The organism is Acidaminococcus sp. HCP3S3_G9_1, from assembly GCF_052122455.1.
Lineage (GTDB): Bacteria > Bacillota > Negativicutes > Acidaminococcales > Acidaminococcaceae > Acidaminococcus.
This window is the reverse complement of record NZ_JBQKCH010000003.1, coordinates 119,406-145,594: the sequence shown is the minus strand read 5'-3', so window position 1 is coordinate 145,594 and position 26,189 is coordinate 119,406. Positions and strand designations below refer to the sequence as shown.

Here is a 26,189-nt window from a genome sequence, read left to right as displayed (position 1 = left end):
TTTAGACGGGGTAGAGCGGCGCAGGCAGGAGAATCACGGTTCTTCCTGCTTCAGCCCTTTGGTGAAGAACTTTTCTTTGATGGTGGCGGGGCTCATAATGAGCGGCCTTGGCTTGCTGCCGTCCGCCGGTCCTATGATGCCCTTTTCTTCCATGGCGTCCACCAGCCGTGCCGCCCGGGTGTACCCGATCCGGAACTTCCGCTGGAGCATGGACGAGGATGCCTGCTGGGTGGCCATGACCAGCTCCACCGCATCCTGGAAAAGTTCGTCTTCCTCGCTGTCTTCCCCTTTCTTTTCCTCTTCCGCCCCATTGAGCTTCTGAGTGGTCACTTCACTGGAATAGGAGGTGGGTATGGCTTCCGCCTTGATGAAATCCACCACCCGGTTCAGTTCGTCGTCGGCAATAAAGGCCCCCTGGACACGGATGGGTTTGTTGGCTCCCGTAGGAAAGAACAGCATGTCCCCCCGTCCCAGGAGTTTTTCCGCACCGCTGGCGTCCAGGATGGTCCGGCTGTCGATCTGGCTGGAAACCGCAAAGGCAATCCGGGAAGGGATATTGGCCTTGATGGTCCCTGTGAGCACGTCCACCGACGGCCGCTGGGTGGCCAGGATCAGATGGATCCCGGCAGCACGGGCCTTCTGGGCCAGCCGCAGGATAGCATCTTCCACGTCCACTGCAGCCACCATCATCAGGTCGGACAACTCGTCGATGATCACCACTATGAAGGGCAGCTTTTCTCCCGGCTGCACATGGGCATTGTAGTCGTCGATCTTCCGGACCTGGGTCTTGGCGAACAGACTGTACCGCCGTTCCATTTCCACCACCGCCCAGTGGAGGGCGGAAGCGGCCTGCTTGGGCCCGGTGACCACCGGTGTGAGCAGGTGGGGGATCCCGTTGTAGTTGGTCAGTTCCACCACTTTCGGGTCCACCAGGATCAGCTTCACCTCATCAGGAGCCGCCTTGTACAGCAGGCTGCAGATGATGGTGTTGATGCACACACTCTTCCCGGACCCGGTGGATCCGGCAATGAGCAGATGGGGCATCTTGGTCAGGTCCGCCACCACCACATGGCCGGAAATATCCTTCCCCAGGCCGATGCACAGCTTGCCTTTGGCATTCTTCACTTCCGGACAATCCACAATGGACCGGAAAGAAACCGGCTCCGAAGTCTTGGAAGGCACTTCGATGCCGATGGCCGCCTTTCCGGGAATGGGTTCGATCCGGACGCTGGACACCGCCAGTTTCAGGGCAATGTCTTCCGACAGGTTCTGGATCTTGTTCACCTTCACCCCGGGAGCCGGTTCCAGTTCATACCGGGTCACGGAAGGTCCCTTGGTCACGTTCACCAGGGTGGCGTTCACCCCGAAATCGTGGAGGGTCTGCTCGATGGTGCTCCCCTGGGTTTCGATTTCCGCCTGGAAGTTCTTCTTGTTCACCGGTTTGTCCCGGTTCAGCAGATCCAGAGGCGGGAATTCGTAGGGGATCACTTCCCCGGTTTCCGCGTTTTCCAGACGGGTGGTCTGGGCTTCCGGTGCCGGAGCTTCCCACTGGGGTTCCTCCTGGTCACGGGCATCGTCAGAGGTAGTAATGGTAAACTTCCGGGGCGGTTCTCCCGTCCCCATCTGTTCCTTCTGGAACTTCAGGATGGGAGCCGTACCGGCAGCATTTACCTTCTCTTTCAGCCGCTCCGCCAGAGAAGGTTTCTTTTCCGGTTCCGGCTTTTTCCGGGGATTCCCGTCATCCTTTTCCTGGTCGTAGAAGGAATCATGGTTCCGTTTCCGCCGTTCCTGGTAGTCCTCCCATTTCTGGGCCACCGTCTCGGCCCCTTCCTTTACCCCGTCCTGGGCGGTCTGGAGAGGACTCCGCAGGGAAAATTTCCCGGACAGCACCAGGGAAATCAGCGTGGTGGCGGTAAGGACAATGAGTGCCCCCACCCGGCCGGCCACCTTTGTTAAAACAAACACGATGGTGCCTCCCAGGAGGCCACCACCGGTCATCAGATACTCAGGAATCAGTTCATGGCCTTCCGGCACCTTGTGCATGTGCCACAGGCTCAGGACAGAAACAAGGAACAGCAGGAGTGTAAAGAACTTTTTGGAATACCGCAGATGTTCGTGATTCAGGATGTACCCCATCCCCAGCACCATTAAGTACAGAGGGAAGAGAAAAGCTCCCACCCCCAGGGCGTAGGTCAGGACCTTCTTGAGGAAAGCCCCGGCGCTGCCCATGGGGATTCCCCCCAGGGCACAAAGCACAATGAGGCCGAAGGCGCCCAACAGGATGCCCAGTACTTCCCGGTTGAAGGTGAATTCGATTTTCTTGTTGTTTCTGCGAGTCCGTTCTCTTTTTTCCACGCTGTTCCCTTCCTGAAGATTTTTGGTTTATTGGAATCAGATTTCCATGATCAGAGGGAGGATCATGGGACGCCGTCTGGTCTTTTCGAACAGATACCGGCCCAGGCTGTCCCGGACGGCACTCTTCAGTGCGGACCATTCGGTGATGTTGTTTTCATGGCATTTGTCCAGAGTGCTCAGCACCCGGTCCCGGGCGCCTTCCATCAGCTCTTCGGATTCCCGGACGTACACAAAGCCCCGGGATACGATATCCGGGCCGGCGGCGATCCGGTAATTGCTGTGGTCGATGGTCACCACCACGATCAGGATCCCGTCCTGGGACAATTGCCGGCGGTCCCGGAGCACCACATTGCCCACGTCGCCCACTCCCAGGCCGTCAATGAGTACCCGGCCGGCGGTGACTTTGCCGGAAATCCCGATGGAATCCCGGGTCAGGTCAACTACAGAGCCGTTTTCCGCAATGACGATGTTTTCCTTGGGCATACCCAGCTGCATGGCCAGTTTCTTGTGTTTTACCAGGTGACGGTATTCCCCGTGGACCGGCATGAAGAACTTGGGATGGACCAGCCGGTGCATCAGTTTGATTTCTTCCTGGCTGGCGTGGCCGGAAACATGGATCCCCTGTTCCCGTCCGTAGATCACTTCAGCTCCCTGTTTGTACAGGTTGTCGATGGTCCGGGCCACACCTTTCTCGTTGCCGGGAATGGGGGTGGCGGAAATGATCACCGTGTCACCGGGCATAATGGACACCTTCCGGTGGTCACTGTTGCTCATCCGGGTCAGGGCACTCATGGGTTCTCCCTGGCTGCCGGTGGTGATGATGGCAATCTGCCGGGGTGCATAGTTCCGGCATTCGTCAATGTCGATGAGCACACCCTGGGGCACCTTCAGGTAACCCATTTCAATGGAAATGTTCACCACGTTCACCATGCTCCGGCCGATCACCGCCACTTTCCGGCGGGTCATTACCGCCGCGTCGATCACCTGCTGGATCCGGTGCACGTTTGAAGAGAAGGTGGCCACGATCACCCGGTTCCTGGCCATCCGGAACTGTTCGTCCAGGGTCTTGCCCACGCTCTTTTCGCTGGGGGTATACCCGGTCCGTTCAATGTTGGTGGAATCGCTCATCAGGAGCAGCACGCCTTTGCGGCCCACTTCAGACAGCTTAGCATAGTCGGTCACCTGTCCGTCCACCGGAGTCTGGTCGAACTTGTAGTCACCGGTGTGGACAATCACCCCAACCGGAGTGTGGATGGCCAGGGCAACCGCATCGGGAATACTGTGGTTGACCCGGATGAATTCCACCCGGAAGGCGCCGGCCCGGACCGTAGCCCCAGGCTTCACCATTTTGCATTTGCTGTCAGAGACGCCGTTTTCCTTCAGACGGCCGGACAGGATCCCCAGAGTCAGGGGAGTGCCGTACACCGGCACGTCAAAATCCTTCATCACATAAGGCAGAGCGCCAATGTGGTCTTCGTGGCCGTGGGTCAGGAAAATAGCCTTGAACTTCTCCTTGTTTTCCATCAGGAACGTAGTATCCGGGATCACCAGGTCAATGCCCAGCATGTCATCATCGGGGAATGCCAGACCGGCATCCACCAGGATCATGTCGTTGCCATACACAAAGGCCGTCATGTTCTTGCCGATTTCTCCCAGACCGCCCAGCGGAATGATGGATAATTTTTTCTGTTGTCCTTTATTGTTATTCAAAGGGACACCTCCTTCGTATTTTTGCATATCAAAAGACTGGAGTATCTTCGCGTTCCATACTCCCTTTTCGAAACTATGTTTTCAATTCCCGTATCCCCTACGAATCCGAACGATAACCATCGCTTCTGGTTCTATAGGACTAGTCTCTTGTTCAACATTATACAGGTTTGACGCCTGTTTTGCAAATCAAGTTTTGGCTGACCCCTCAGGAACCGATTTTTTGTTCCTTTATGAATTGTTCGGCACCGGGGGCCAACGGAAGCAGCGGATCCAGGAAGAACCGTTTCTCCACATCCCGGTACAGGGCAGGTTGTTTGGTCTGGAGTTCCTTCCAGTGAGGCCACAGACGGTCCAGGAAATTCTTTACCGTGTCCTTGTGCACCGTCTTCCGGGTCACCAGGAGACACTGAAGAGCCACACTGGCACAGGGCCGGGTCTGGTTGGGATAGGTCCCTACCGGGATCACCACCGGCTGATACAGGGGATAGGCGGCCACCAGGTCTTCCAGGTCCTGGCCTTCGATAGGGACCAGCACCAGCCGCCGCTGCCGGGCCAGATCCCGGAGAGCCGGATGGGGCAGGGCGGAAGTGAGGATGGCCGCATCCACGGTGCCTTCCTTCAGAGCCCGGACCGTGTCATCCACCGAAAGATACTGGACCCGCACATCGTCTTCCGCAAGGCCCGCTGCTTCCAGTACCTGTCTGGCGTTGAGAGAGGAACCGGAACCGGCAGCCCCCAGGGATACGGTCTTTCCTTTCAGGTCCTGGAGTTTCCGGATCCCGGTCAGGTCGTAGGTAATGATCTGGACCGTTTCCCCTTGAAGGGTCCCCACCTGTTCCAGATCCTTCAGAGGCCGGTCTTCATAGGGCCCGGTGCCTGTATAGGCATACCAGGCCACGTCGCTCTGGACCAGGGCCAGGTCCGCTTTCTGCTGGCGCAGCAGTTCGATATTGGCCAAAGAGCCCGCTCCGTCCTGGAGCTTCAGCAGCGGCTGCCGGCCGTCCTGGTTCAAAGCGTTCACCAGGTCGTTCCCCAGACTGCCGTAAGCCCCCACCAGCTGGCCTCCTGCCAGCACCGTTTCTTTGGGAGGTGTTTTCCCCCGTTCCAGGTTTCCTGTCTTTGCCCCGCAGCCTGCGGTGCAGAAAAAGAGCAGGGCCAGAACGGAAAAGATCAGTTTCTTCATAGGTCTCTCCTTGTTCTCCCTGCTCCTGTTATTTCTGGAAATACGCCAGGGTCCCGGTGAGCCCCTTTTCCAGGTCCGTGTAGTCTTTCATGCCCAGGGTTTCCACCAGGGCCTTGTGGCTCAGTACGGAAGCGTAAATGTCTCCCGGCCGCACCGGTCCGTAATGGACATCCATTTTATGGCCCAGGATCTTTTCCATCACCCCGATCAGCTGGTTCAGGGACACTTCCTCATTGGTGGACACATTCAGGGTGGCACAGCCGTTATATCCCACCCCCAGGCTCATGGCCCGGGCAATATCCCCGGCATAGACGAAATCCCGGGTCTGGTTCCCGTCCCCAAAGACAGTCACCGGCTCGTGCTGGGCGATTTTCCGGGCAAAGACGGAGATCACGCCCCCTTCTCCCGTTTCTCCCTGCCGTTCCCCATATACATTGGCGAACCGGAAAATAATGTGCTTCAGACCGAAGCACCGGCTGTACAGACGGATGTAGTCCTCTCCCACCGCCTTGGACAGACCGTAGAAAGAAGTGGGAGCCGGCACTTCTGTTTCCTGAAGGGGCAGGTTCTGGTTGTCCCCGTAAATGGCCGCACTGGAAGAGAAGATGATCTGTTCCACGCCGCTTTTCCGGCAGCCTTCCAGTACATGGACCAGACCGGCCACGTTCAGGTCTTCGTCTGCTTCCGGGTATTCCATGGAATAGGGCACCAGGGTCTGGGCCGCCAGATGGATCACTGTCTGGAACTTTTCCGCCATCAGGAAATCCGTCAGCTCCCGGGACCGGATATCCAGCAGCTGGAACCGGGCTCCTGACGGCACATACGCCCGTTTCCCGGTGGACAGGTTGTCCAGCACCGTTACCTCACAATCACCCCGGCTGATGAGCGCCGGCACCACATGGGACCCGATGAACCCGGCTCCCCCTGTTACTAAGATTTTTCTCATGAATCCATTTCCCTCCGATCGCGAATCTTGGTCAGAATATCCAAGCCAAAGCATTTGATGGTCACAATGGCGCCGATGGTGAACGGAATGTATTCACAGAAGAAACGCCAGAGGATGGCCAGTACCCCGGCCACACCGGGAGGCAGCAGAGAATTGAACAGCACCAGGAAGCCGCCCTCCGCCACCCCGCTGCCACCGGGGGTGGGAGTAAAGTACAGTACCAGGTTGATCAGGCACATGCGTCCCATGACAATGTGCAGGGGCAGGCTGATGCCGAAGGCCTTGATGAACACCGGCACCACCGAATAGATGAACAGCAGGCTGATCCCCGATTCCATAAAGGCCCGGAACACCTGCCGGGGATTGTCCTTCAGCATGAACATGGCCTGCTGGAAATCCCGATACCCCAGGAAAATGGCTTCCTGGACCCGGGGAGAGAACCGGCGGCTGAACCGGGCCAGCCATTTTTCCAGCCGTCCCCCCATTACCAGGTGCCACAGGAGCCAGGGAGCCCCGATGAAAAAGGCGCACACCAGGGCAATGACACTGGTGGGCATCCAGCTTACCAGCACCGGATCCCACCAGAATACCAGGGGCATCACCAAAAACAGGAACAGGATGGAAAATACCGTCCGGACAATGACGATCAGGGTGGATTTGGCCACCGGTACCCCCGCCCGTTTCATGAACATGAGCATGGCAATACCTCCGCCCCCCTGACCGGGAGTCAGAAGTGCCAGGAAATAGTTGCTGAACACCGCGTAGAAAATATGGGCATAATCCATCTTCTCCCCGGAAAGCCTTGTCAGGGTGATCAGCCGGGTGGCATCGAAAAACAGCCCCACCGACAGCACCCCCAGGGCCAGCAGCGCATAATACCATTTAAAAGTGGTCAGATAGACCAGGGCCCGTACATCAAAAGTAAAATAAAGAACGCCTGCTGATACGATGATGACTACAAAGAACAACACGCACAGCATGCGGAATAGGGTTTTGTTCATAGAGTATGACCTGCCAGTATCGTTGTATTTTGAAAAGCTCTGAATCTGTCAATGCTGATACAATCTTTTATTATTATAGCATAGTACAGGAGCAAAAACATAAAACAAATCGTAAATCAGAGCCTGAGCTTTCCTGTGTTGGCAAAATGGAGCTTGACGTATTGGGAAAGAGCCTCTTCCCCCTGGGCTTTGGCCAGCTTCCGGGCCGCTGCCGTAGCCTGGCTGCCGCCCCCTTTGGGCAGTTCGAAGCCTGCTTTTTGGGACAGCTCCCCCATCACTTCCACAAAGGCGTCCCGGGCCAGGATGGACGCCGCCGCCACTGCCATATCCGCTTCCCCTTTGGGCTGCTGGTACACTTTCAGCCCGGGATAAGCTGCTTCCAGGGTGGAGGAAATGGCATTGTGCCGGGTAAACTGGTCCACCAGGGCAAAATGGCATTCCGGCACCTGCTGGAGCACCCGTCCCAGAGCATGGATGTGGCCGCTGGCCAAAAGATGGTTCAGGTTCAGGTTCTGCTTCTGGCTTTTCAGCTGGATATACCGCTGGTTGTAGAACTGGGGCTTCAGTACCAGCACCGTATGGGCTTTGGCGGTCTGCCGGATCTTTTCCGCCAGCTGATGGATTTTTCCGTCGGTCAGGGCCTTGCTGTCGCAGATCCCCCAGCTTTGGTACTGCCGGGCGGTTTCCAGGTCCAGGCACACCGCTGCCACCGCCAGGGGACCGAAATAGTCTCCCTTGCCGCTTTCGTCACTGCCGCACCAGAGCCCGTCGAATCCGGGTTTCCCGTCCAGCAGGGTCACTTTTCCCCCGCCGGCGGAAAGATCACCGGCAAGGGCTGAAGGTTCCGTCTCTCCGTCCAGCGCCTTCTGGCAGCAGTCCCGGAAGGAAGAAACTTTCCCGCTCCATACCTGTTTCAGGCCCTTTTTCCCATTGTAAAGGGCCAGGTTCACCGTGTCCGGGCCCTTCCGGACCTTCAGCTGCCGGCCGTAATTGATTTCCTTCTGCTCCACCGGTTCTTCCGTGAGCAGCTGGAGTTTTTCCCGCACCAGGGTTACATACTGGTCAAAATCATAAGGGGTCATGCCCCGCCTTCCTCCTTTTGTCCTTCCGGCAGGGTCGGGTCCGGCTCCTGGAGATTTTTCGGCAGATCAGGAGGCCGCACCGTCAGGCTGCGGATGGAGACATCGATATTTTTTACCGGCATGCTGGTCATGCCTTCCACTTTCAGTTTGATCTTGGTCTGAAGGCTCTTCACCACTTCGTAAATGGGCGCCCCGAAGAACAGGATGATCTCCAGGAAGATGGTCATCCCCTTGCTGGTGTCCGAAGGCCGGCGCACCTTAATGGAAGTAATCCGGTCCACTTCCTTGTTCTTCTTCACCACGATCCGTACAATGTCGCTGACCACGTAATCGGATACCGTGATCTTCCCGTAGTAGCTGAAAGCCGGCCGGACAATGGATTTTTCCGGCATGGCATGGGGCTTCCGGTTCCGGGAAAACAGCCGGTGAGGCAGATCCACCAGCACCCCGGACAGATGGGGCTTCAGTTCGATGGTGGGCACCGGCACCACGTGTTTTCCTTCCTTGATCCGGGTCTCCCGGGCCTTTTTCATTTCCCGGACGGTGGAAATGTCCTGGATGTACACCGTTTCCGAAGGCGCCGGGATCTGGAGCCGCTTGCAGATGGTCCGGACCATCTTGTCCGAAGTGCCGATCACCAGAAGAGTCCGGATGTCGCTTTTCAGCAGAGCTTCCCGGACTTCCTGGCAGTGGTCCTTTTCCATAAAGATGGCTCGTTTCACCGCCTGGACCTTGTTCTGTTCCGTTTTGGCACTGGTTCCGGCCAGGATCTTGGTCCCTTCGATCAGGAGCCCGTCATCGATGATGCCGTCGCAGTGATGGTCATGGGCGACCCCGATGGCCCGGAAGCTTTTCCCGGTGCCGCTGGGGCCTACAAATGCTACAGTTTTCATGGTATGCACCTGCTTTTCGGATCAGATTTTCTTTCCTTCGATGACACCCTTCACATTTTCGTAGGAAATGGGGAATTCTCCCAGGTGGAGGGGGAACCGTCCCGGATTCCCGTGGAGATCGCTGCCCCCGCTGGTCAGGAGACCATGGTTTTTGGCCACCTGGAGCCAGTCGTGGGGAGGTTTTTCCTTTAAAATAGAAGGATGCCACACTTCCATGCCGTCAAACGGCACCCTGTCCAGCAGTTCTTCCACCAGATCCGGGTTCCCGATTTCCGCCGGATGGGCCAAAACAGCAATGCCTCCCGCCCTGTGGAGCAGGTCCACAGCCTCTTTGGGCTGCATCTTCACCTGCCGGCAGTAAGCGGGCCTGCCGCTGGCAATCAGGGCATCGAACACCGCCTGGGTATGGGAGAACAGGCCTTTTTTCACCAGCACCCGGGCAATGTGGGGCCGCCCCAGGCTTTTGGACCCGTGGGCTTCTTCCCGGACTTCCTCCAGGGTTATGGGATATCCCAGCTGGTTGATTTTCTGGATGATCTTCCGGATCCGGGTGATCCGCCCCACCCGGGTCCAGGCCATGGCCTGGAGAAGAGGCTGGTTCTCCGGGTCGAAATGGTACCCCAGCACATGGACATCCTTCCCTTTGTAGTCCGTGTCGATCTCCACCCCCCGGATCAGCTGGATCCCCAGATGCCGGAAGTGAATGGTCCGGGCCGCCCGGTCGTAGGCCTGGATGTTGTCGTGGTCGGTGATGGCAATGGCGGCAATGCCGGACACCCGGGCCTGGGCAATGATTTTTTCCGGAGTGTAGACGCCGTCAGAAAAGGTGGTATGGATATGCAAGTCAGCCAGCATGACAATTCTCCTTCGTCATTTCTTATGACTTGATTATACCATAGTGGGCGGAAAAAGGAAAAAGGGCGCTGCCGCACAGGCAGCAGCCCCCGTCAATGGTCAATGGCCAAAGGAAGCCAGCCAAGCTGGCCCTGAACACAAAAACCGTAGGGGCCGCACGCCGGGCGGCCCGCCGACTGCACCAGCAGCCGTTGAACGGGCGGGCTCCCCGGCGTGGAGCCCCTACGGATTCGATTCTGTATGCAAAATATTTTCTGCCGTTTTATTCGGCTTCCGATTCCAGACTTTCCACAGAATCTTCCTGGAGATCTGCAGTCTTCCGTCTCCGGGCATACAGCAGCCAGTAGAGAACGGCACAGCCGATGGCACCCAGGCCCACGGCGGAATAGATGCCCTGGAATCCCAGCGGTTCCTTGAAGGCACCCAGGAGGTAAGGTCCTACCCCCAGCCCCAGGTCCAGCATGACGAAATAGGTGGAAACCGCCACCCCGATCCGGACTTCTTCCACCAGCTTCACGCAGATGGCCTGTCCGTTGGACATGAAGGTTCCGTACCCCAGGCCCACGAACACCCCAGCGGCCAGCATTTCCCAGTTCTGGGTGGTAATGGACAGCAGCAGGAGGCCGATGGCCAGGCAGGCATAGGTGGGATACATGACGAAGTCTTCCCCTTTCCGGTCGAACATCACCCCTGCAACAGGACGGGCCAGGGTGATGGACAGGGCATAGACCACGAAGAACAGGGTCCCGGCAGTCATCAGCTGCAGTTCCGCCGCATAGGTGGCCAAAAAGCTCAGCACGCTGGAATAGCACACCGCCACAAAGAAGCCCACAATGGAAATCCCCATGACCCGGGGTTCCAGGAAGTTGGACAGGGACAGCTGTTTCAGAGCCGCCCGGTGTTCTTCCGTCAGCTGGATCTCATCCACCTTCATTACAAAGGCGGCCCCCAGGCAGATCAGTACCATCACAATGGAAAACAGGATGATCACCCGGAAGGGGAACATCTGCTGCATCACCATGCCGATGAAGGGCCCGATGGCCGCAGCCAGGCTCATGCTGAGGGCATAGTAGTTGATGCCCTCCCCCCGCCGTTCCGCCGGGATCATGGCGGATACGATGGTGCTGGTGGCCGTGGAGGCAATGCCGTAGCCCACCCCGCTCAGGAACCGGACGATGTACATGATGGCCAGAGAATCGATGAGGAAGTACATACAGGTGGTCACCAGGAAGAACAGGATCCCGGCATAGAGCATTTTCTTCCGGCCGTACAGTTCCACGGACCGGCCCGCAAACAGCCGGGCCACCAGGGTCCCCAGCACGAAGATCCCGGCCGCCAGACCGGCTTCACTGACGGTGGCATGGAGGGAATGGATGGCTTCCGAAGCAATGATCACCATTAGCATGTAATAGATGATGTAAATCAGGAAATTGACCAGGGTATCCAGGACGAATCCTCTGGTCCACAGACGGGGTTTTGCAGACATGGACAAATCAGCGACCTTTCTTATTGGAATCACGGAATTTTTCTATGGTTCCGATTATACGAGGCTGCCGGTGATTTGTGTAGCGGATAAAAAAGATGGATGTAATCGGGAAAAGCGATTACATCCAGTCTGTTCGTTTCAAACGATGGGTTCCCCGGGCTTCTGGGCAAAACTGGCCAGCACCTGTTCCACATAAGGGCGGATCAGAGGAAGTTTGGGATTGTTCTTCCGGTAGATCAGGTACCCTTCCGCCTTCAGGGGCAGCTGGAGTTCATGCCAGCCGTTGTGATGGCCCAGGGTCCTCAGCAGCCGTTCCGGCAGCAGGGCCCCTGCCCCGTTTTCCTGGCAGTAGTGGATCATGGCATAGGGAGTGGACAGCCGGGCGGAAATCATGGGTTCCCGGTTTGTGCCGGCAAAATAGTCCTGGTAGATCTGGTTCATGAAATAGCTGGTAGGATACAGCACCAGAGGCCGGCTGAGCAGCTGGCTCCGGGTAAGGGGAAAGTCTCCCACCGGCAGGAGGGGTGCATAATACACCAGATTGTCCGTACAGAAGTGGATCACTTCATAGGCATTCGCCGGTTCCCGGTCCGGCAGGGATTCTTTCACAAAATAGGTGGAAACCACGTCCAGCCGGCCCTCGGTAAGAGCCTGGTGGATCTGGTAGGTGGGCAGATCAAACACGTTGAACCGAAGGCTGGGGTTGGTCTGGCGGAAATGGGCAATGTGCCGGTTCATGTGGATGTCCCCCAGGGACCGGAGGATCCCCACATTCAGCTCCACCGGCTGGGATTCTGCCACTGACCGGGTGTCATAGACGATTTTCCGCAGCCCGTCCATCCATTCCGTCACCCGGGCCAGGAAGACCTTTCCTTCCTCCGTCAGCTGGCTCCCCCGTTTGGACCGGTGGATCAGGGGGATCCCCAGGGCAGTCTCCAGGTTCTTGATCTGGGCGCTGAAGGCGGATTGGGTAATATGGGCCTCCCGGGCCGCCCGGGCAAAGTTCCCCACCCGTCCGTATATAATGAAGCATTCCATTTGGGCAATGGTCGGTAAATCTCCAGGCATGGCAATCTCTCCGTTGTGGTATAAGTTGTTCTTATTATAACAGATTGAGGAGAGGTGGTTAAGAGGGTAATGGGTAAGGGCGTGCCCAGTCTCTCCTTATTCTACAACCGCCTGATAAATCTTCTCCGACAGATCTGCCATGGTTTCGTAGGGGGTGTAGTTCCGGGTGAAGATCACCAGTACATAATCCCCGTTGGGGGTATACACGATGCCCCCGTCGTGGCGAAGGTCGTTGACTTCTCCCGTCTTGTGGGCCACCACCGTTCCCCGGGGCAGATCCCCGGGGATGCTGTCGTTGTCGGTCTGACGTTTGTAAATTGCCAGCATTTCCCGGTCCTGGGCCGGGCTCACGCATTTCCCCTGATACAGCCGTTTGAACAGCAGAGCGATGTCCCTGGTGCTGGTCAGGTTCTCCCTGCCGGCCGCCATGGCTTCTGTATCCATCATCTTCCGGCGGAGGACACTGTGGGTGTACCCATGGCGCTGCATATAGGCGTTGATCCGGTCCATGCCCAGCCGGTCGATGAGCAGGTTGGCGGCAGTGTTGTCACTTTCGGTAATCATCAGTTCCAGGGCCTCCTGGAGGGACACTTTGCTGCCGTACCCCCGTCCCTGGAGGACCCCTGCCCCGCCCACTACATTGTCCGGGGTAAGGGTGAAGGTTTCATTCCGGCTCAGGCTGCCGTTCTGGATGTCTTCATAGGCTTTGGCCAGGATGAAGACTTTGATCATGCTGGCAGCGGTCATGGTCTCACTGCCCCGGTACAGGCTCTGGTTGGTGGACAGATTGGTGAAGTACACCTGGGCAGGGCCGGCCGCCTGGATGATCCTGCCGATTTTCTGCATCCGGGGGCTGAGAGCAGCCCTGGCGGAAGCCGCCGGTGCACTGGCCTGGGCGGTACGGGGCATTCCCACCCCGGGCAGCAGAAGAAGGCCTGCCAGTACCAGGCCCATTCCCTTGTTCAATGGTTTCAAAAGAACTTCACTCCTTCTCCGGCCAGCCGCGCCTTCAGGCCCCCCATGAAACGGGGCCCCGGGTCGGTTTTGCCGTGATAATAGCCAGATATGTTTTCTTTCCATAAAGAGGTATGCCGGGCCAGGTCCTGCTGATAATGGCCCAGTACCCACTGGATAGTGGGGTATTTGCCCCGAAGATACCGGATCAGCCGTACATTGGCTTCCATCTGGGCCTGGGTCAGGTCTTCCCGGCCCTCCACACCGCCTACGTTCTCAATACCGATGGAGCACCAGTTCAGGCCGATGGCATGGCGGTTCAGAGCGGTTTCCGGGGTCAGCTGCCAGATGGTGCCGTCCCGGTCTACCAGGTAGTGGGAGGCCACATTCAAAGTGCCGTTTTTCAGCCGGGGATTTTCCTCGTTGTAAAAATACCGGTACACCCCGTCCCGGGAATTGGACGCCGTCCAGTGGACCACCACCGCCTGGGGCACAATGGTTTCCATTTCCCGGCCGTAGTGGATCCGGGCATAGTCCCTCATCAGCCGGCGGCGCAGGTCCGTAAAGGCAAGGGGACGGACCACCATGGCCGGTCTGGCGGGCGTGAGGGTTTCCTGTACCCTGGCGGCCCGGGCTGACGGTTCCGCCCCGGCGTATTTTCCCTGGACCGGGCTCCCAGGGCAGATGGCCAGGACCAGTACTCCCGCCAGCGCAAGGGCCTGCCCGGCCCGTTTTTTCTTGTTCATGGGCTCTCCTCCTTTCCGTCCATTGTACTCCTCAATTGTTTTTTCTTCCAGTCCGTTCAAAAAGAAAGGGACATTGCTCCCGCAACATCCCTTTGCCAAACGGAATTTTTCACTGTCCGACAGGACCGATTTCGATTTCGTCGATTTTTCCTTTTTCGATTTCAAAGATCAGACCCACCCCGGGCATTCCGGCCGCCTGGTAGATGATTTTATCCCCACGGACCTTGTCCGGTTTTCCGTAGGTCTCCTCCAGGACGGAAGCGTCCATGCCCACACGGATTCCTTCCGGGGTTGCCCAGCCGTTGTTGGCGGACACTTCTATATGATAGACGGCTCCTTCCGCCAGATGGATGGATACCCCATCCCCATATTCGTATTCCACCACCGATCCGGCTGGATGGGAAGAGGAATGTTCCTGTTCCGTTTCCGTGGGGGTGCCGTATATCTGCCGGACATAGGATTCCCCGGTCCCATAGCCAATGCCGCCCAGGTACAGGGATTTCTGGGGTACCGATGCCAATGCGGCCGAAGCAGCCAGTGTCAAAAGTGTCGTAAGACCTGCAATTGTCCATTTTTTCATCTGGTCCATCCTCCGTGTTTTTGAGAATTATTATTGATAACCATTTTATCATAATTATATGGCAATTTACAACTGTTTTTTAGAAAAGAGCAGAAGCAAGGCCCCCTGGGCGGCCGGGACGGGCTCCCCTCCGGGTAGCCCCTACGCCGTTGGGGGCGAATCCTCTCGTTCGATCTGTTGGACGTGATTGGCTGACTGTTGACAAAAAAAGTACTGCACATGTCCGATTTTCCCATGTGCAGTACTCTTTTTTCACTTTTTCCCCCCAAACAGACACCGCATGGAATTCAGCACGCAGAGGATCAGGACTCCGGTATCGGCGAAGATGGCGAACCACATGTTGATGAACCCCAGAGCCCCCAGAACCAGGCTGATGACCTTGATGCCGATGGCGAACACGATGTTCTGGTACACGATACCCACGCATTTCCGGGCGATCCGGATGGCTTTGCTGATTTTCAGCGGGTCGTCGTCCATGAGCACCACATCTGCCGCTTCAATGGCCGCATCGCTGCCCAGGGCCCCCATGGCAATCCCCACATCCGCCAGGGACAGCACCGGGGCGTCGTTGATCCCGTCCCCTACAAAGGCCACTTTCTCCTTGGGCTCTTTCCGGCGGATCAGCTCTTCCACCTGTTCCACCTTTCCCTGGGGCAGCAGCTCGCTGCGGACTTCGTCGATGCCCAGCTCTTTGGCCACCGCTTCCGCCGTCCGTTTCTCATCCCCGGTGAGCATGATCACCTTTTTCACCCCGTTGGCTTTCAGGGTCCGGACGGCTTCCACGGCATGGTCCTTGATCCGGTCGGCGATCAGGATGTGTCCATGGTATGCCCCGTCGATGGCCACATGGACCAGGGTCCCCACCATATGGCAGTTCACATAGGGAATGTGGAGCATTTCCATGAGTTTGGCGTTCCCGGCGGCCACGGTATGGCCGTCCACCCGGGCCACCACCCCTTTACCCCCGTATTCCTGGATATCCGTCACCCGGCTCCTGTCGATGGGTTTGCCGTAGGCCTGCTGGAGGCTTTTGCTGATGGGATGGCTGGAGGCACATTCCGCCAGGGCCGCCATTTCCAGCACTTTTTTTTCTTCCAGTTTGTTGTGATGGACGGCGGAAACTTCAAACACCCCCTGGGTCAGGGTCCCGGTCTTGTCCATCACCACATAGGCCGTATGGGCCAGGGTTTCCATATAGTTGGATCCCTTGATCAGGATCCCCTGCCGGCTGGCGCCCCCGATCCCCGCAAAGAAGCTGAGAGGAATGGACAGCACCAGGGCGCAGGGACAGCTGACCACCAAAAACAGCAGGCTCCGGTACAGCCACATGTGCCACAGAGGCGCCATGCCCAGGGCCATCCGCACCAGAGGAGGCAGCAGGAACAGGGCCAGTGCCGCGCTGCATACCGCCGGGGTATAGACCCGGGCGAATTTGGTGATGAACACTTCAGATTTCGCTTTCCGGGAGCTGGCGTCTTCCACCAGGTCCAAAATCCTGGATACGGTGGATTCCCCGAACTCTTTGGTGGTCTCTATGGTCAGCACCCCGCTGAGGTTGATGCAGCCGCTGATCACTTCATCCCCAGGGGCCGCTTCCCGGGGAAGGCTTTCCCCGGTGAGAGCCGCCGTATCCAGACTGGACCGGCCTTCCACCACCCGGCCGTCAATGGGGACTTTTTCCCCGGGCTGGACGATGATCCGGGTGCCGATGGCCACATCATCCGGGTCCACCCGGACCAGTTTCCCGTCCCGCTCCACATTGGCATAGTCGGGACGGATATCCATCAGTTCGCTGATGTTCCGGCGGCTTTTGTCCACGGCATAGTCTTCGAACAGTTCCCCCACCTGGTAGAACAGCATGACGGCCACCGCTTCTGCATAGTCCCCGTTCTGGTAGATGCCCAGACCGAAGGCCCCCAGGCTGGCCACCGCCATCAGAAAGTTCTCATCCAGCACCTGGCCCTTCCGGATATTTTTCGCCGCCTTCAGCAGGATGTCCCAGGCCACAGTCAGATAGGCCGCCAGATAGGGCAGCAGGTGGAGAAAGCGGTATTCCAGGTCCACCCCTTCCCCGCTCCAGGCATCCGGCAGAAAGGCCCCGGCCACCGTCAGCACAAAGGCGGCGGCGATCCGGCCGATCATGATCTTGTTTTCCTGTTCCATATTCCCATCCTCTCCGGTATCCATTCAGCCATTCTTTAACAGTAAATCTTGCAATCGTCATCCAGTTTGGCCACAGCCGCCTGGCAACGGCCCATGACTTCCGCCGGATCCGCCCCCTCTGCAAAGGTCACCTTCAGCCTCAGCAACATAAAGTTCAGCACCGCATCCTGGACTCCCGGAGTGGCCTTCACCGCTTCTTCCATCTTGGCCGCACAATTGGCACAGTCCACTTCCACTTTATAACTCTTTTTCATGATTCTTCCTCCTTGCTCTTGTCTAACGATTAAACAATCGTTTAATCGTTTTTCTGACTTATTTATACCACAAACCAAAAAAATAAGCAAGAGAAAGGGGAATTTTTCTTCTTTCTCTTGCTTATAATTCAATAACTGTTTATTTGTTTACAAAATGCTCAGCAGATGGTAGGCCACAAAGGTAACGATCCAGGCCGTTGCCAGCTGGAAGAAGGCTTCAAAAGCCGTCCATTTCCAGCTGCCGCTTTCCTTGTGGATGGTAGCCAGCGCCGCCGCACAGGGCACGTACAGCAGGCAGAAGATCATCAGGCACAGGGCGTTGAGGCTGGTGAACCCAATGGATTCCAGGTCAGCGGCAAATTCCGCCATGCCCGCTCCAGAGCTTGCGTTGGTAATGCCAAAGAGCACGGCACAGCTGGAAACCACCACTTCCTTGGCGGAAATCCCGGCCAGAAGAGCCAGACAGATCTGCCAGAAGCCCAGGCCGATGGGCCGGAAAACCGGCACCAGCACATGGCCCATAATGGCGCCGAAGCTTTCTCCTGCATCGGTGGTGTAGCCGCTGGGGCCGAAGTTCAGCAGGAACCAGATCAGGATGGTGGCCACGAAAATGGTGGTCCCGGCCTTTTCCAGGTAACTCTTCACCTTTTCCCACATGTAAATGCCCACAGTATGCATATCCGGCAGCTTGTATTCCGGCAGCTCGATGAGCAGGAAGTCTTCCGTCTGGCGGTGCTGGGCCTTTTCAATGCCATGGAGCACCAGAGCCACCAGGATGGCCACCGCCAGCCCGATCAGGTACATGGAATAGGCCACTACCATGGCATGGCTGCCGAAGAACATCTCTGCAAACAGGATATAGATGGTGAGCCGGGCGTTGCAGCTCATAAAAGGCGTCACCAGCATCACCTTGTACCGGTCCCGCTTATGTTCCAGGGCCCGAGATGCCATCACAGCCGGCACCGTGCACCCAAAGCCCAGGAGCATGGGGATGAAGGCCTTCCCCGACAGCCCCAGACGGCTCATCACGTCTTCCATTACATAGGCCACCCGGGCCATATACCCGGAATCTTCCAGGAAACCCAGTGTCAAAAACAGGATCAGGATATTGGGCAGGAAGGTGACAATGGTCCCCACGCCCCCCAGGACCCCGTCGATGATCAGGGATTTCAGGGCATCGCTGACGGACCAGGCGGTGAGCAGCCCTTCCAGTCCGTCTCCGAACCAGCCGATGAAGTCTTCCATATACCCCTTCAGCCAGTCCCCTACGGTAAAGGTCAGGAAGAACACCACCGCCATGATCAGCAGGAACACGGGGATCCCCCAGAACCGGTCCGTCAGCACCTTGTCCAGCCGGTCCGTCAGCTTGTCGCTTTCTTCCTTGTGGAGCAGCACTTCGTGGATGATTTCTTCAATGAAATCATATTTTTCCCGGATGATCCGGGTTTCGTAGTTCTGGTCCAGGATATCCGGCCGGTCCACCGGGTGTTTTTTCAGCACTTCCTGGTCCTGTTCCAGCAGCTTGATGGCATGCCACCGGGGATTGATGATGTCCGGATATTTCACTTCCAGTTCCGCGATCAATTGGTCGATCCGGTCCTCAATGGGATCGGAATAGACCATGGCGTACATTTTGTGGTCCAGCCGGTGGGCCCCCACGGCCTTGTGGTCGTGGATCAGCGGGTCCGTGTGTTTGGCGTCCCGGTGATGGATGGCCGCATGGAGCAGCACGTCCAGACCCCGGCGCTTCCGGGCGGAAACAGGGATCACCGGGATTCCCAGCATTTCCGGCAGCCGGTGCAGGTCGATTTCCATCCCCCGTTTTTCCACAATGTCCATCATATTGAGGGCCATAACCACCGGCTTCCCCAGTTCCAAAAGCTGGAAGGTCAGATACAGGCTCCGTTCCAGGGCGGACGCATCCACCACGTTGATGATCACATCCACTTCGTCACTGAGGATGAAGTCCCGGGAAACGATTTCTTCCATGGTATAGGAGGTGAGGCTGTAGGTGCCGGGCAGATCCACCAGGTGGATGTTCATGTTGTGGCGCCGTATGGCCCCTTCCACCTTTTCCACGGTGACCCCGGGCCAGTTGGCCACCTTCAGGTTAGCCCCGGTAAAGGCATTGAACAGGGTGGTCTTCCCGCAGTTGGGGTTCCCGATGAATCCGATGGTCAGGTTCTGGGCATCGTGGAGATGCTTTTCAGGCTGCTGCATATCAGTCATGGTCCACCTCCACCTTGTCCACGGTAATGTTCCGGGTCATGTTGTAGCCCAGGGCAAACCGGGTGCCCCGGAGCAGGATCACCATAATGCCCTTTCCCTTCCGGGTAATGCAATGGATCCGAGTCCCCAGGGTCATCCCCAGGGCCTGGAGCCGCCGTTCAATCTGGAACGGCAGATCGATCTGAGTAACGACTGCAGACTCCCCTGTCTGCAAATCCTTTAAAAGCATGTACTGTTTTCCCCCTGTAAGTAAATTCAGCGGTAAAGGAAACTGCCCAGTAACTGAAGGCCCGTATCCCTTTATGCATAACTAACCGCATTTGTAATTATAATCAATTACCCGGGTATTGTCCACAGGAGGGAGGGGCGGCCGGGACGGGCTCCCCTGCGGGGAGCCCCTACACCGTTGGGGTCAAGGGTTTTCGTGCTATTGATTGGACGGGGTCGGCACAGGGACGATGAAAACCGTTTTCCCCGCATCCCTGCCGAATCTCCGACCGTGACGGCGTAGGGGCGAGCCGCAGGCACGCCCTTCCCTGGCCTCCTACTGCATCACATTGACATTTTGATTGATTCCCTCCAACACCTTCCTGATCTGCAGCCAAACATCCATATCGTTGCCAAACAGTACATTGACTGTCCCACGATCGGTAAACGGGCTTTTCAGCAAAATGGAATTATCCTTCAGAAAGCCATTCACAGACAAATAATCAATGAGTTGCTTAACAAAATAAATCTGGTTGTCATTCAGGTTTTCCTGATTGATGTACTTGGCAAATGCCTGATTCAGTGCTTCTTTATCCATTCCTACCACTGAACGTACAAATTCTCCCAGCGGTTGGTTCTGATATTCGTTATGGTACTGTTCCTCTGTTCCCAGACGGTTCCACAACAAATCTTCCAAATCATCCATATCAACCTTTTGCATTGGCTCATTGTTCCGTAATTTTCGGATGGCCGGTATGTCTTCGTGTTGTTTCAAATAGAATTCCACTTTTTTCCTGTAATTGTCCAGGACTGGCGGTGCAACAGGTTGTTCATCCGGTCCTGTTTCCTTAATCTGTAACAGTGTATCCGTAAAATCCGTCTCATAGATTACTGCTTTGCCTTTTGGAATCAGTTTCATCAGATTCCGCAGTTCTTTGCGGATTTTTTCCCATTGGCTGATGCCTGCTTTCTGAAGATAATCTGTATGGAGAAGGCTAGTGATGAACTCTTTCTTCTGCTGTACAGCCGGGATAGTTCCCAAATGGGTCAAAGCCTCCAGCTTCTTTCTCAGATCCGTCAATCCACGGGGATAGGCTTTTCCTTCTGCACTGGCAAGTTCCAGCTGATACAACAGGGCATCAAACCGCACTGCATTAAAATCTTTATCCTCATTTTGCATCAGCGGCCCCAGATGTTTCTGGAGGTTCTCCACATCCTGATAGGCCAAAGCTGTAAACCGGTCTTTTTCCTGGAACCCATCCACATACTGGAGCTGCATCTGTACGGCAAAATTGTCCCTGGGCAGCGTCTGAATCTTAGTAATGACCTTTTCCACCAGTTCGTTCCTAACATTCTGCAATTCTGCCGTTTGCTGCTCCAGTTTCTGCAGCCGGAAGATCAGTTCCACTTCCAAAGAAAACACTCCCTGGGCCAGGGACACAACACCGCTGGCTTCGATTCCATTTGGGTTTTCCTGGAAAAAGTCGAAGTTCCCGCACAGATCAAAGATATAAAATTCCTTTTTATCTTCTCCATCCAGTAATTTTGGACAGGTCCGGGTTCCCCGGCCAATCATCTGCCAGAATTTGGCACGGCTCAGCACCGGTTTAAAAAATACAAGATTTAAAATAGAAGGGACATCCACCCCTGTATCCAGCATATCCACCGAAATCGCCACCTGGGGCAGTTTCTTTTCATCAGAAAAATCATCCAGTGCCTGCTGGGCGTATTCGATATAGTTGTCAATGACCGTACAGTAATCATCGCTCAGTTCGGGATACATTTCCTTCCAGACCTTCAGGATGGCTTCTGCATGAGCGTGGCTCCGGGCAAAAATAATGGTTTTGCCAATGGTGCTGTTGTACCGGATACGGATACCATCTGTCATCAAGACGGACAAAGCCTTTTTGATGGTATCCTTGTTGAAGATTTTCTGATTCAGCGCCGATCCATCGATGGACTGGGGCAGGTTTCCCTCTTCATCGGTGAACGTGTCCTCATAGGCCTTTTTTTCTTCGTCCGTCAGGTCTTCATAACGGATGCCTTCCTGCATCAGTTTCAGTTTGCAGTCCACCACATGATAGGGCACAAGGAACTTGTCCTTTACCGCCTGCTGCAGGTCATAGTTATAGGTGGGCACCCCATCCTCAAGATCAAATACACTGTAGGTATTCCGGTCGATTTCATCCCGGGGCGTCGCTGTCAGTCCAACCAAAAGTCCATCAAAGTAATCAAAAATAGCCCGATATTTGTTGTAGAGACTGCGGTGGGCCTCATCCACAATAATCAGGTCAAAATGGCCGCAGGTAAACATCCGGTGTCCCGTTTCGTCACGGATTCCATCAATGCAGTGGATCATGGTCTGGTAGGTGGAAAACACGCCCCGTGCACTGGGATTGGCATTTTTTTCGGTCAGGTTGGTGATGGTCAGATTGGGCAGATTGTTCCCAAAGGCTTTCTTGGCTTGGAGTACAAGACTGTTCCGGTCTGCCAGAAACAGGAAATTTCGAATCCATCCATGACGGAGCAGCACATCCACTAGAGAAATGACGGTACGAGTCTTGCCGCTGCCGGTAGCCATTACCAGCAGTGCTTTTCTCCGGTTCCGCTGATCAAAAGCTTCACAGACTGCTTTCGCAGCCGCCAGCTGATAATACCGTCCGGCAATATGGCTGTCCAGCTGAGCATTGATCAGAGGCTGTTTCGTTCCCATCTTGTAAAATTCTTTTTCCAGATCGCTGCGGGAATAAATCCCACTGACCGTCCGTTCCGGGTATCCGCCTTTCTGATCCGCCACGATCCTGGTTTCAAATCCATTGGTCAAAAAAATGATAGGACGCTGGCCAAACCGTTTTTCCAGACTGTCTGCATACAGCTTCCCCTGTTTCCGCCCGGCAGCCACATCCCGGCTGGTCTTTTTGGCCTCCACAACTGCCAGGGGTTTCCCATCCTGGCCAAACAGCACATAATCCGCTGCTCCATACCCGGTTGGGCTGGGCATCTGATCAACAGGATATTCATCCACCCAGTTTTGGCCCCGCACCCAGCCGGCTTCTGCAAGCATGACATCAATATAGGCCTTGCGGGTATCGGCTTCAGACATGGTTTCCGGAGGCAGATGGAAGCCCTGTGCTTTTTCTTTCCGGAGAGCCGTTGCTTCAGCCTCTGCCGCAGCATATTTTGCCTGGAAGGCCTTTAGTTCATTTTCTTTTTTCTCCAGAGCCGCCTTTGCTTTTGCCAGCTCTGCGGCCTGTTTTTCCAGGGTTCCTGTATCTGCCTTTAGAGGCTGAGAAATCCGTGCAGCAGAAAAAGCCTCTTCAGGCAGTTCGATCTGGCTGTAGCTGTATGCAATAAAACGCAGAAACATATACAAAGATTCCAGTGCCAGTACCGCCTGTTCCTGAGATACATTTTTACGGCTCTGGGGGCCTGCATGAGCTGCCGTATTCCCGATTCTGCGGATGTACTCCAGCCGAAGCTGGAGCTTGGCATCCACAATGGCTTTGAATTCATCGGTATTCAGCAAAGTGATGAGATTATCCTGATAAGGGATATGGAGATCCCGGTCGATGGAATACATCCATTTTACAGCAGTTTCCATGGCCTTCCGGCAGGTCATGGCACAGATGGCCGGATCGATGGCCAGGACTTTTTCTGCATTGCTGGCAACGTCATAAAGCGGTTTGAATTTGGGGTCCTGCTGTAAAAAATCAAAGTTTCCCATCATACCAGACTCCTTATCAGGAAAGGTTTCACTTCTCCCTATACTTTATCACATTTTGTATCATTTTTCTGCTGTTCTCTGTGGACAATTTTGATTTGTCGATGTGATTTTTTAATCGTGCAAATTTTCTCTGTTCCAATATTTTAGGTATTGGAACTACTAGTTGCTTTATAGCAGAAAGATTTAATGTTTTCTGTGCTATTCCTTTTACTTGCCTATCAATCTGCTGTTGAACATTGCTTGATAAAAGAGCACTATGCAAAAAATCACTATCTACAATCTCATGTTTAGGTTTTAGATAAGCGATATGCCGTTGAAAAAGAAACTTTTTATTATTTTTGACTACGGCCGGATGTCCATATGAACCAACCGTTGATAAAATAATATCTCCCATTTCAATTGGGGTCCGTACTATAAGACTGTTATAAGTTTCTTGAGTAATGTATTTTTCTGTATTGTAGGAAATCTCATTATTGACAATATTAGAAACAAAGATAAACGGAATACCACATGATACAAATTCAGGAGGCTGATGCGTGCCATCGGTGATTATTTTACAAACTTCATTCAGTCTATAGTGTTGCCTTTCATTACTAAACATCTCCACAAATCGGGATTGGCTCCTAGGCAATGAATTTCTGATGGGCATTCTTGACGTTTTTCTGGTTGATCATGGCGTACTGCATGGTGGTATCGATCTGGGTATGGCCCAGAAGCCGCTGGACCTGTTCTATGGGCATCCCCTTGTCGATGGCCCGGGTGGCCAGGGTCCTTCTGAATTTGTGAGGATGGACCTTGGGGATGTGGAGTTCTCTCCCCAGAGCCCGGAGCCTGCTTTCCACTCCGCTGATCTGCAGCCGGTTATAGGGCTGGAGCAGAGAAACAAAGAGAGCCGGATTATCATCCTTCCGGCTGTCCAGATAATTTTTCAGATGGATCTTGGTCCGTGCATCAAAATACACAGGCCGTTCTTTCTGACCTTTACCGAATACCACACATTCCCGGTTTTCAAAGTCAATGTCTTCCCGGTTCAGACGGACCAGTTCTCCCACCCGGATGCCTGAAGAAGCCAAAAGGTCGATGATGGCCAGGTCCCGCAGCGAATGGCAGCTGTCCCGGAGCTGTTCCAGCATTTCTTCTGAATAAGTCTCCTTGACCCGCTGGTCCACCCGGATTTTATGGATCCGGCGGACAGGGTTCTTCAGGATATAGTTTTCTTCCTCCAGCCAGTTGAAAAAGCTGGAAAGGATCCGGCGGATATTGTCCAGGTTGGCCTTGCTGCAGCCGGTCCGGTCTGCATATTGAGCCAGGTAGTTCCGGATATGTTCCGTCTCCATCTGAAGTACTGAAAGGGGGTGGAGTTCAAACAGTTTTTGGAGAACGGACTGATAATATTTCACAGTCCGCGGGCTGCAGCCTTCCACCCGCTTGGCATCCAGAAACTTCAGCAGCAGTTCCTGATTGGAGGGTCCCTGGCGTAAAGCCGTTTCTGGGATTGGTACCTCTTGGAGGCACTCCTCCAAGGTTTCTTTCAATCGGTTCAACTGGCTGTTGTCCAGGTAAGGCAGCATTCTCTGCAAAATAATGTCCATCAGATGATTTTTCATGGAATCCTCCGTTTTTGGAACAAGGATACCATAAAAATCAGTCGAAGTACTGCTGCATCAGGGAATTTTTCAGTGTTTCCAGTTCTTCCAGGCTTTTTTGCACCGCCAATTTTGATTTTTCGATGTGGTGAGTAAAAATAGAAAACCTTATCTGCTCACCTATTGGTGGTAATGCTACTGGTAATCCACGCAATTGCTTCATATTGATACTTGCGATTCCTGTTGTCTGTTTTGCAGCTTTCAAAAAATATTTTCTTGCAGATTTACATTGAAGATATTCTTCAAAATATTCCGGTGTTAATAAATTACAATTTAGTCTCACCCTAAAAATATGATTTTGGTGAATACAATTTTTGGGTGGATTTATTATAACAGCACCTCTTCCTACCTTATCTGGATCACCACCTTCAGTAATTAAAACATCATTAGATTTTAATCTGTATTGTTCTACCTCTGCTTTAGTTGCTAAGATTGTTTTAATGGTCGACCAGTCAATAAATCCTCTTTTAACGTTAGAAACAGCCATATAAGGGACTTCCAACAAATTATTATCTTTTGTCTTTCTACCCTTTGTTATTCCAGAGACAATATTTGAAACTTGATATAAATTACAAATGCTGTAATTGCCATCCCCAAACATCTCCACAAATCGGGATTTGACTAAATTATCAAGTTCGACTATTTCTTTTTTCCGTGCATCTATGATATTTTCAACCAAGCCTAAAACATTAATTATTCGTTGTTGTTCATCTCTCGATACTAAATTAAATGGCTCATTCTTGTAGTCCTTAAAATAAATATGAGGAATTGTTGCACCAGTAAAGTATTTTTCCAGATGCATATGGCAAATGACATAGTAAAGATATTGAGGAAGAACATTATCCCTTGGCAGCAAATATTGCAATGTCCCAATAACGGATGATTTCTCTGGACATAAAATAGCTCTTCCGATACCAGCTCCATCTTTGATTACAGCAATATATGGTTTTTCTTGATGAAAGAAATTTACCTTGCCAAGAAGACCTGAGGCTCCATAAATTGGATATACCCCTTTATTACTTGGTATATCAGATTGTTTGATATTTGACGATGCTTTTTCGCAAACATCTCCTAGTTTTACTTTCATGATTATCTTATATCTCCAAA

The 26,189-nt window shown here is 54.4% G+C and carries 21 protein-coding genes; all 21 read right to left on the bottom strand.

The genetic code is table 11. The features are described 5' to 3' along the window. Window positions 1–33 precede the first annotated feature (33 nt). Entirely contained in the window at window positions 34–2,355 is a 2,322-nt protein-coding gene (locus ACTQY1_RS03260; RefSeq protein ID WP_326831113.1) for an FtsK/SpoIIIE family DNA translocase, read from the bottom strand. 36 nt (window positions 2,356–2,391) lie between these two features. Beyond that, window positions 2,392–4,065: a ribonuclease J gene (locus ACTQY1_RS03255; protein WP_022487813.1), complete on the bottom strand. Its 1,674-nt coding sequence runs from the start codon at window positions 4,063–4,065 to the stop codon at window positions 2,392–2,394. A gap of 205 nt (window positions 4,066–4,270) precedes the next feature. Continuing rightward, entirely contained in the window at window positions 4,271–5,248 is a 978-nt protein-coding gene (locus tag ACTQY1_RS03250) for a TAXI family TRAP transporter solute-binding subunit (RefSeq protein WP_022487812.1), read from the bottom strand. Window positions 5,249–5,276: 28 nt separating this feature from the next. Next, a complete protein-coding gene (locus ACTQY1_RS03245) occupies window positions 5,277–6,194 on the bottom strand; it encodes an NAD-dependent epimerase/dehydratase family protein (RefSeq protein ID WP_022487811.1) in 918 nt (305 codons plus the stop codon). Next, entirely contained in the window at window positions 6,191–7,195 is a 1,005-nt protein-coding gene (locus ACTQY1_RS03240; RefSeq protein ID WP_154488074.1) for a lysylphosphatidylglycerol synthase transmembrane domain-containing protein, read from the bottom strand. The genes ACTQY1_RS03245 and ACTQY1_RS03240 overlap by 4 nt, the downstream gene beginning before the upstream one ends. A gap of 116 nt (window positions 7,196–7,311) precedes the next feature. Then, the gene (locus ACTQY1_RS03235; RefSeq protein ID WP_441373781.1) at window positions 7,312–8,277 is read right to left on the bottom strand and encodes a ribonuclease HIII; all 966 of its coding nucleotides are present in this window, start codon (window positions 8,275–8,277) and stop codon (window positions 7,312–7,314) included. After that, window positions 8,274–9,170, bottom strand: a complete 897-nt coding sequence (locus ACTQY1_RS03230; protein WP_022487808.1) for an Asp23/Gls24 family envelope stress response protein — start codon at window positions 9,168–9,170, stop codon at window positions 8,274–8,276. Before ACTQY1_RS03230 ends, ACTQY1_RS03235 begins: the two co-directional genes overlap by 4 nt. A gap of 21 nt (window positions 9,171–9,191) precedes the next feature. Then, window positions 9,192–10,025, bottom strand: a complete 834-nt coding sequence (locus ACTQY1_RS03225) for a PHP domain-containing protein (protein WP_022487807.1) — start codon at window positions 10,023–10,025, stop codon at window positions 9,192–9,194. 262 nt (window positions 10,026–10,287) lie between these two features. Next, the gene (locus tag ACTQY1_RS03220; RefSeq protein ID WP_154488110.1) at window positions 10,288–11,511 is read right to left on the bottom strand and encodes an MFS transporter; all 1,224 of its coding nucleotides are present in this window, start codon (window positions 11,509–11,511) and stop codon (window positions 10,288–10,290) included. Window positions 11,512–11,649: 138 nt separating this feature from the next. Further along, window positions 11,650–12,579: a LysR family transcriptional regulator gene (locus ACTQY1_RS03215; RefSeq protein WP_022487805.1), complete on the bottom strand. Its 930-nt coding sequence runs from the start codon at window positions 12,577–12,579 to the stop codon at window positions 11,650–11,652. Between the two features lie 96 nt (window positions 12,580–12,675). Continuing rightward, entirely contained in the window at window positions 12,676–13,554 is an 879-nt protein-coding gene (locus ACTQY1_RS03210) for a serine hydrolase (RefSeq protein ID WP_022487804.1), read from the bottom strand. After that, the gene (locus tag ACTQY1_RS03205) at window positions 13,551–14,279 is read right to left on the bottom strand and encodes an N-acetylmuramoyl-L-alanine amidase (protein WP_022487803.1); all 729 of its coding nucleotides are present in this window, start codon (window positions 14,277–14,279) and stop codon (window positions 13,551–13,553) included. The genes ACTQY1_RS03210 and ACTQY1_RS03205 overlap by 4 nt, the downstream gene beginning before the upstream one ends. 109 nt (window positions 14,280–14,388) lie before the next feature. After that, window positions 14,389–14,859, bottom strand: coding sequence for a hypothetical protein (locus ACTQY1_RS03200; RefSeq protein WP_279127177.1), 471 nt, complete (start codon window positions 14,857–14,859; stop codon window positions 14,389–14,391). 252 nt (window positions 14,860–15,111) lie between these two features. Then, window positions 15,112–17,022 (bottom strand): heavy metal translocating P-type ATPase, encoded by a 1,911-nt coding sequence (locus ACTQY1_RS03195; protein ID WP_022487801.1) that lies wholly within the window; start codon window positions 17,020–17,022, stop codon window positions 15,112–15,114. Between the two features lie 35 nt (window positions 17,023–17,057). Continuing rightward, the gene (locus ACTQY1_RS03190) at window positions 17,058–17,276 is read right to left on the bottom strand and encodes a cation transporter (protein WP_022487800.1); all 219 of its coding nucleotides are present in this window, start codon (window positions 17,274–17,276) and stop codon (window positions 17,058–17,060) included. 147 nt (window positions 17,277–17,423) lie between these two features. Continuing rightward, entirely contained in the window at window positions 17,424–19,505 is a 2,082-nt protein-coding gene (gene feoB / locus ACTQY1_RS03185; RefSeq protein ID WP_441373780.1) for a ferrous iron transport protein B, read from the bottom strand. Further along, a complete protein-coding gene (locus tag ACTQY1_RS03180; RefSeq protein WP_022487798.1) occupies window positions 19,498–19,734 on the bottom strand; it encodes a FeoA family protein in 237 nt (78 codons plus the stop codon). The genes feoB and ACTQY1_RS03180 overlap by 8 nt, the downstream gene beginning before the upstream one ends. Window positions 19,735–20,049: 315 nt before the next feature. Further along, entirely contained in the window at window positions 20,050–23,439 is a 3,390-nt protein-coding gene (locus ACTQY1_RS03175) for a DEAD/DEAH box helicase family protein (RefSeq protein ID WP_154488070.1), read from the bottom strand. 25 nt (window positions 23,440–23,464) lie between these two features. Next, entirely contained in the window at window positions 23,465–24,037 is a 573-nt protein-coding gene (locus tag ACTQY1_RS03170) for a restriction endonuclease subunit S (protein ID WP_229778462.1), read from the bottom strand. A gap of 22 nt (window positions 24,038–24,059) precedes the next feature. Further along, window positions 24,060–25,043 (bottom strand): site-specific tyrosine recombinase/integron integrase, encoded by a 984-nt coding sequence (gene xerA, locus ACTQY1_RS03165; RefSeq protein ID WP_154488068.1) that lies wholly within the window; start codon window positions 25,041–25,043, stop codon window positions 24,060–24,062. A gap of 37 nt (window positions 25,044–25,080) precedes the next feature. Further along, window positions 25,081–26,169 (bottom strand): restriction endonuclease subunit S, encoded by a 1,089-nt coding sequence (locus ACTQY1_RS03160; protein ID WP_154488067.1) that lies wholly within the window; start codon window positions 26,167–26,169, stop codon window positions 25,081–25,083. Between the last annotated feature and the right edge of the window lie 20 nt (window positions 26,170–26,189).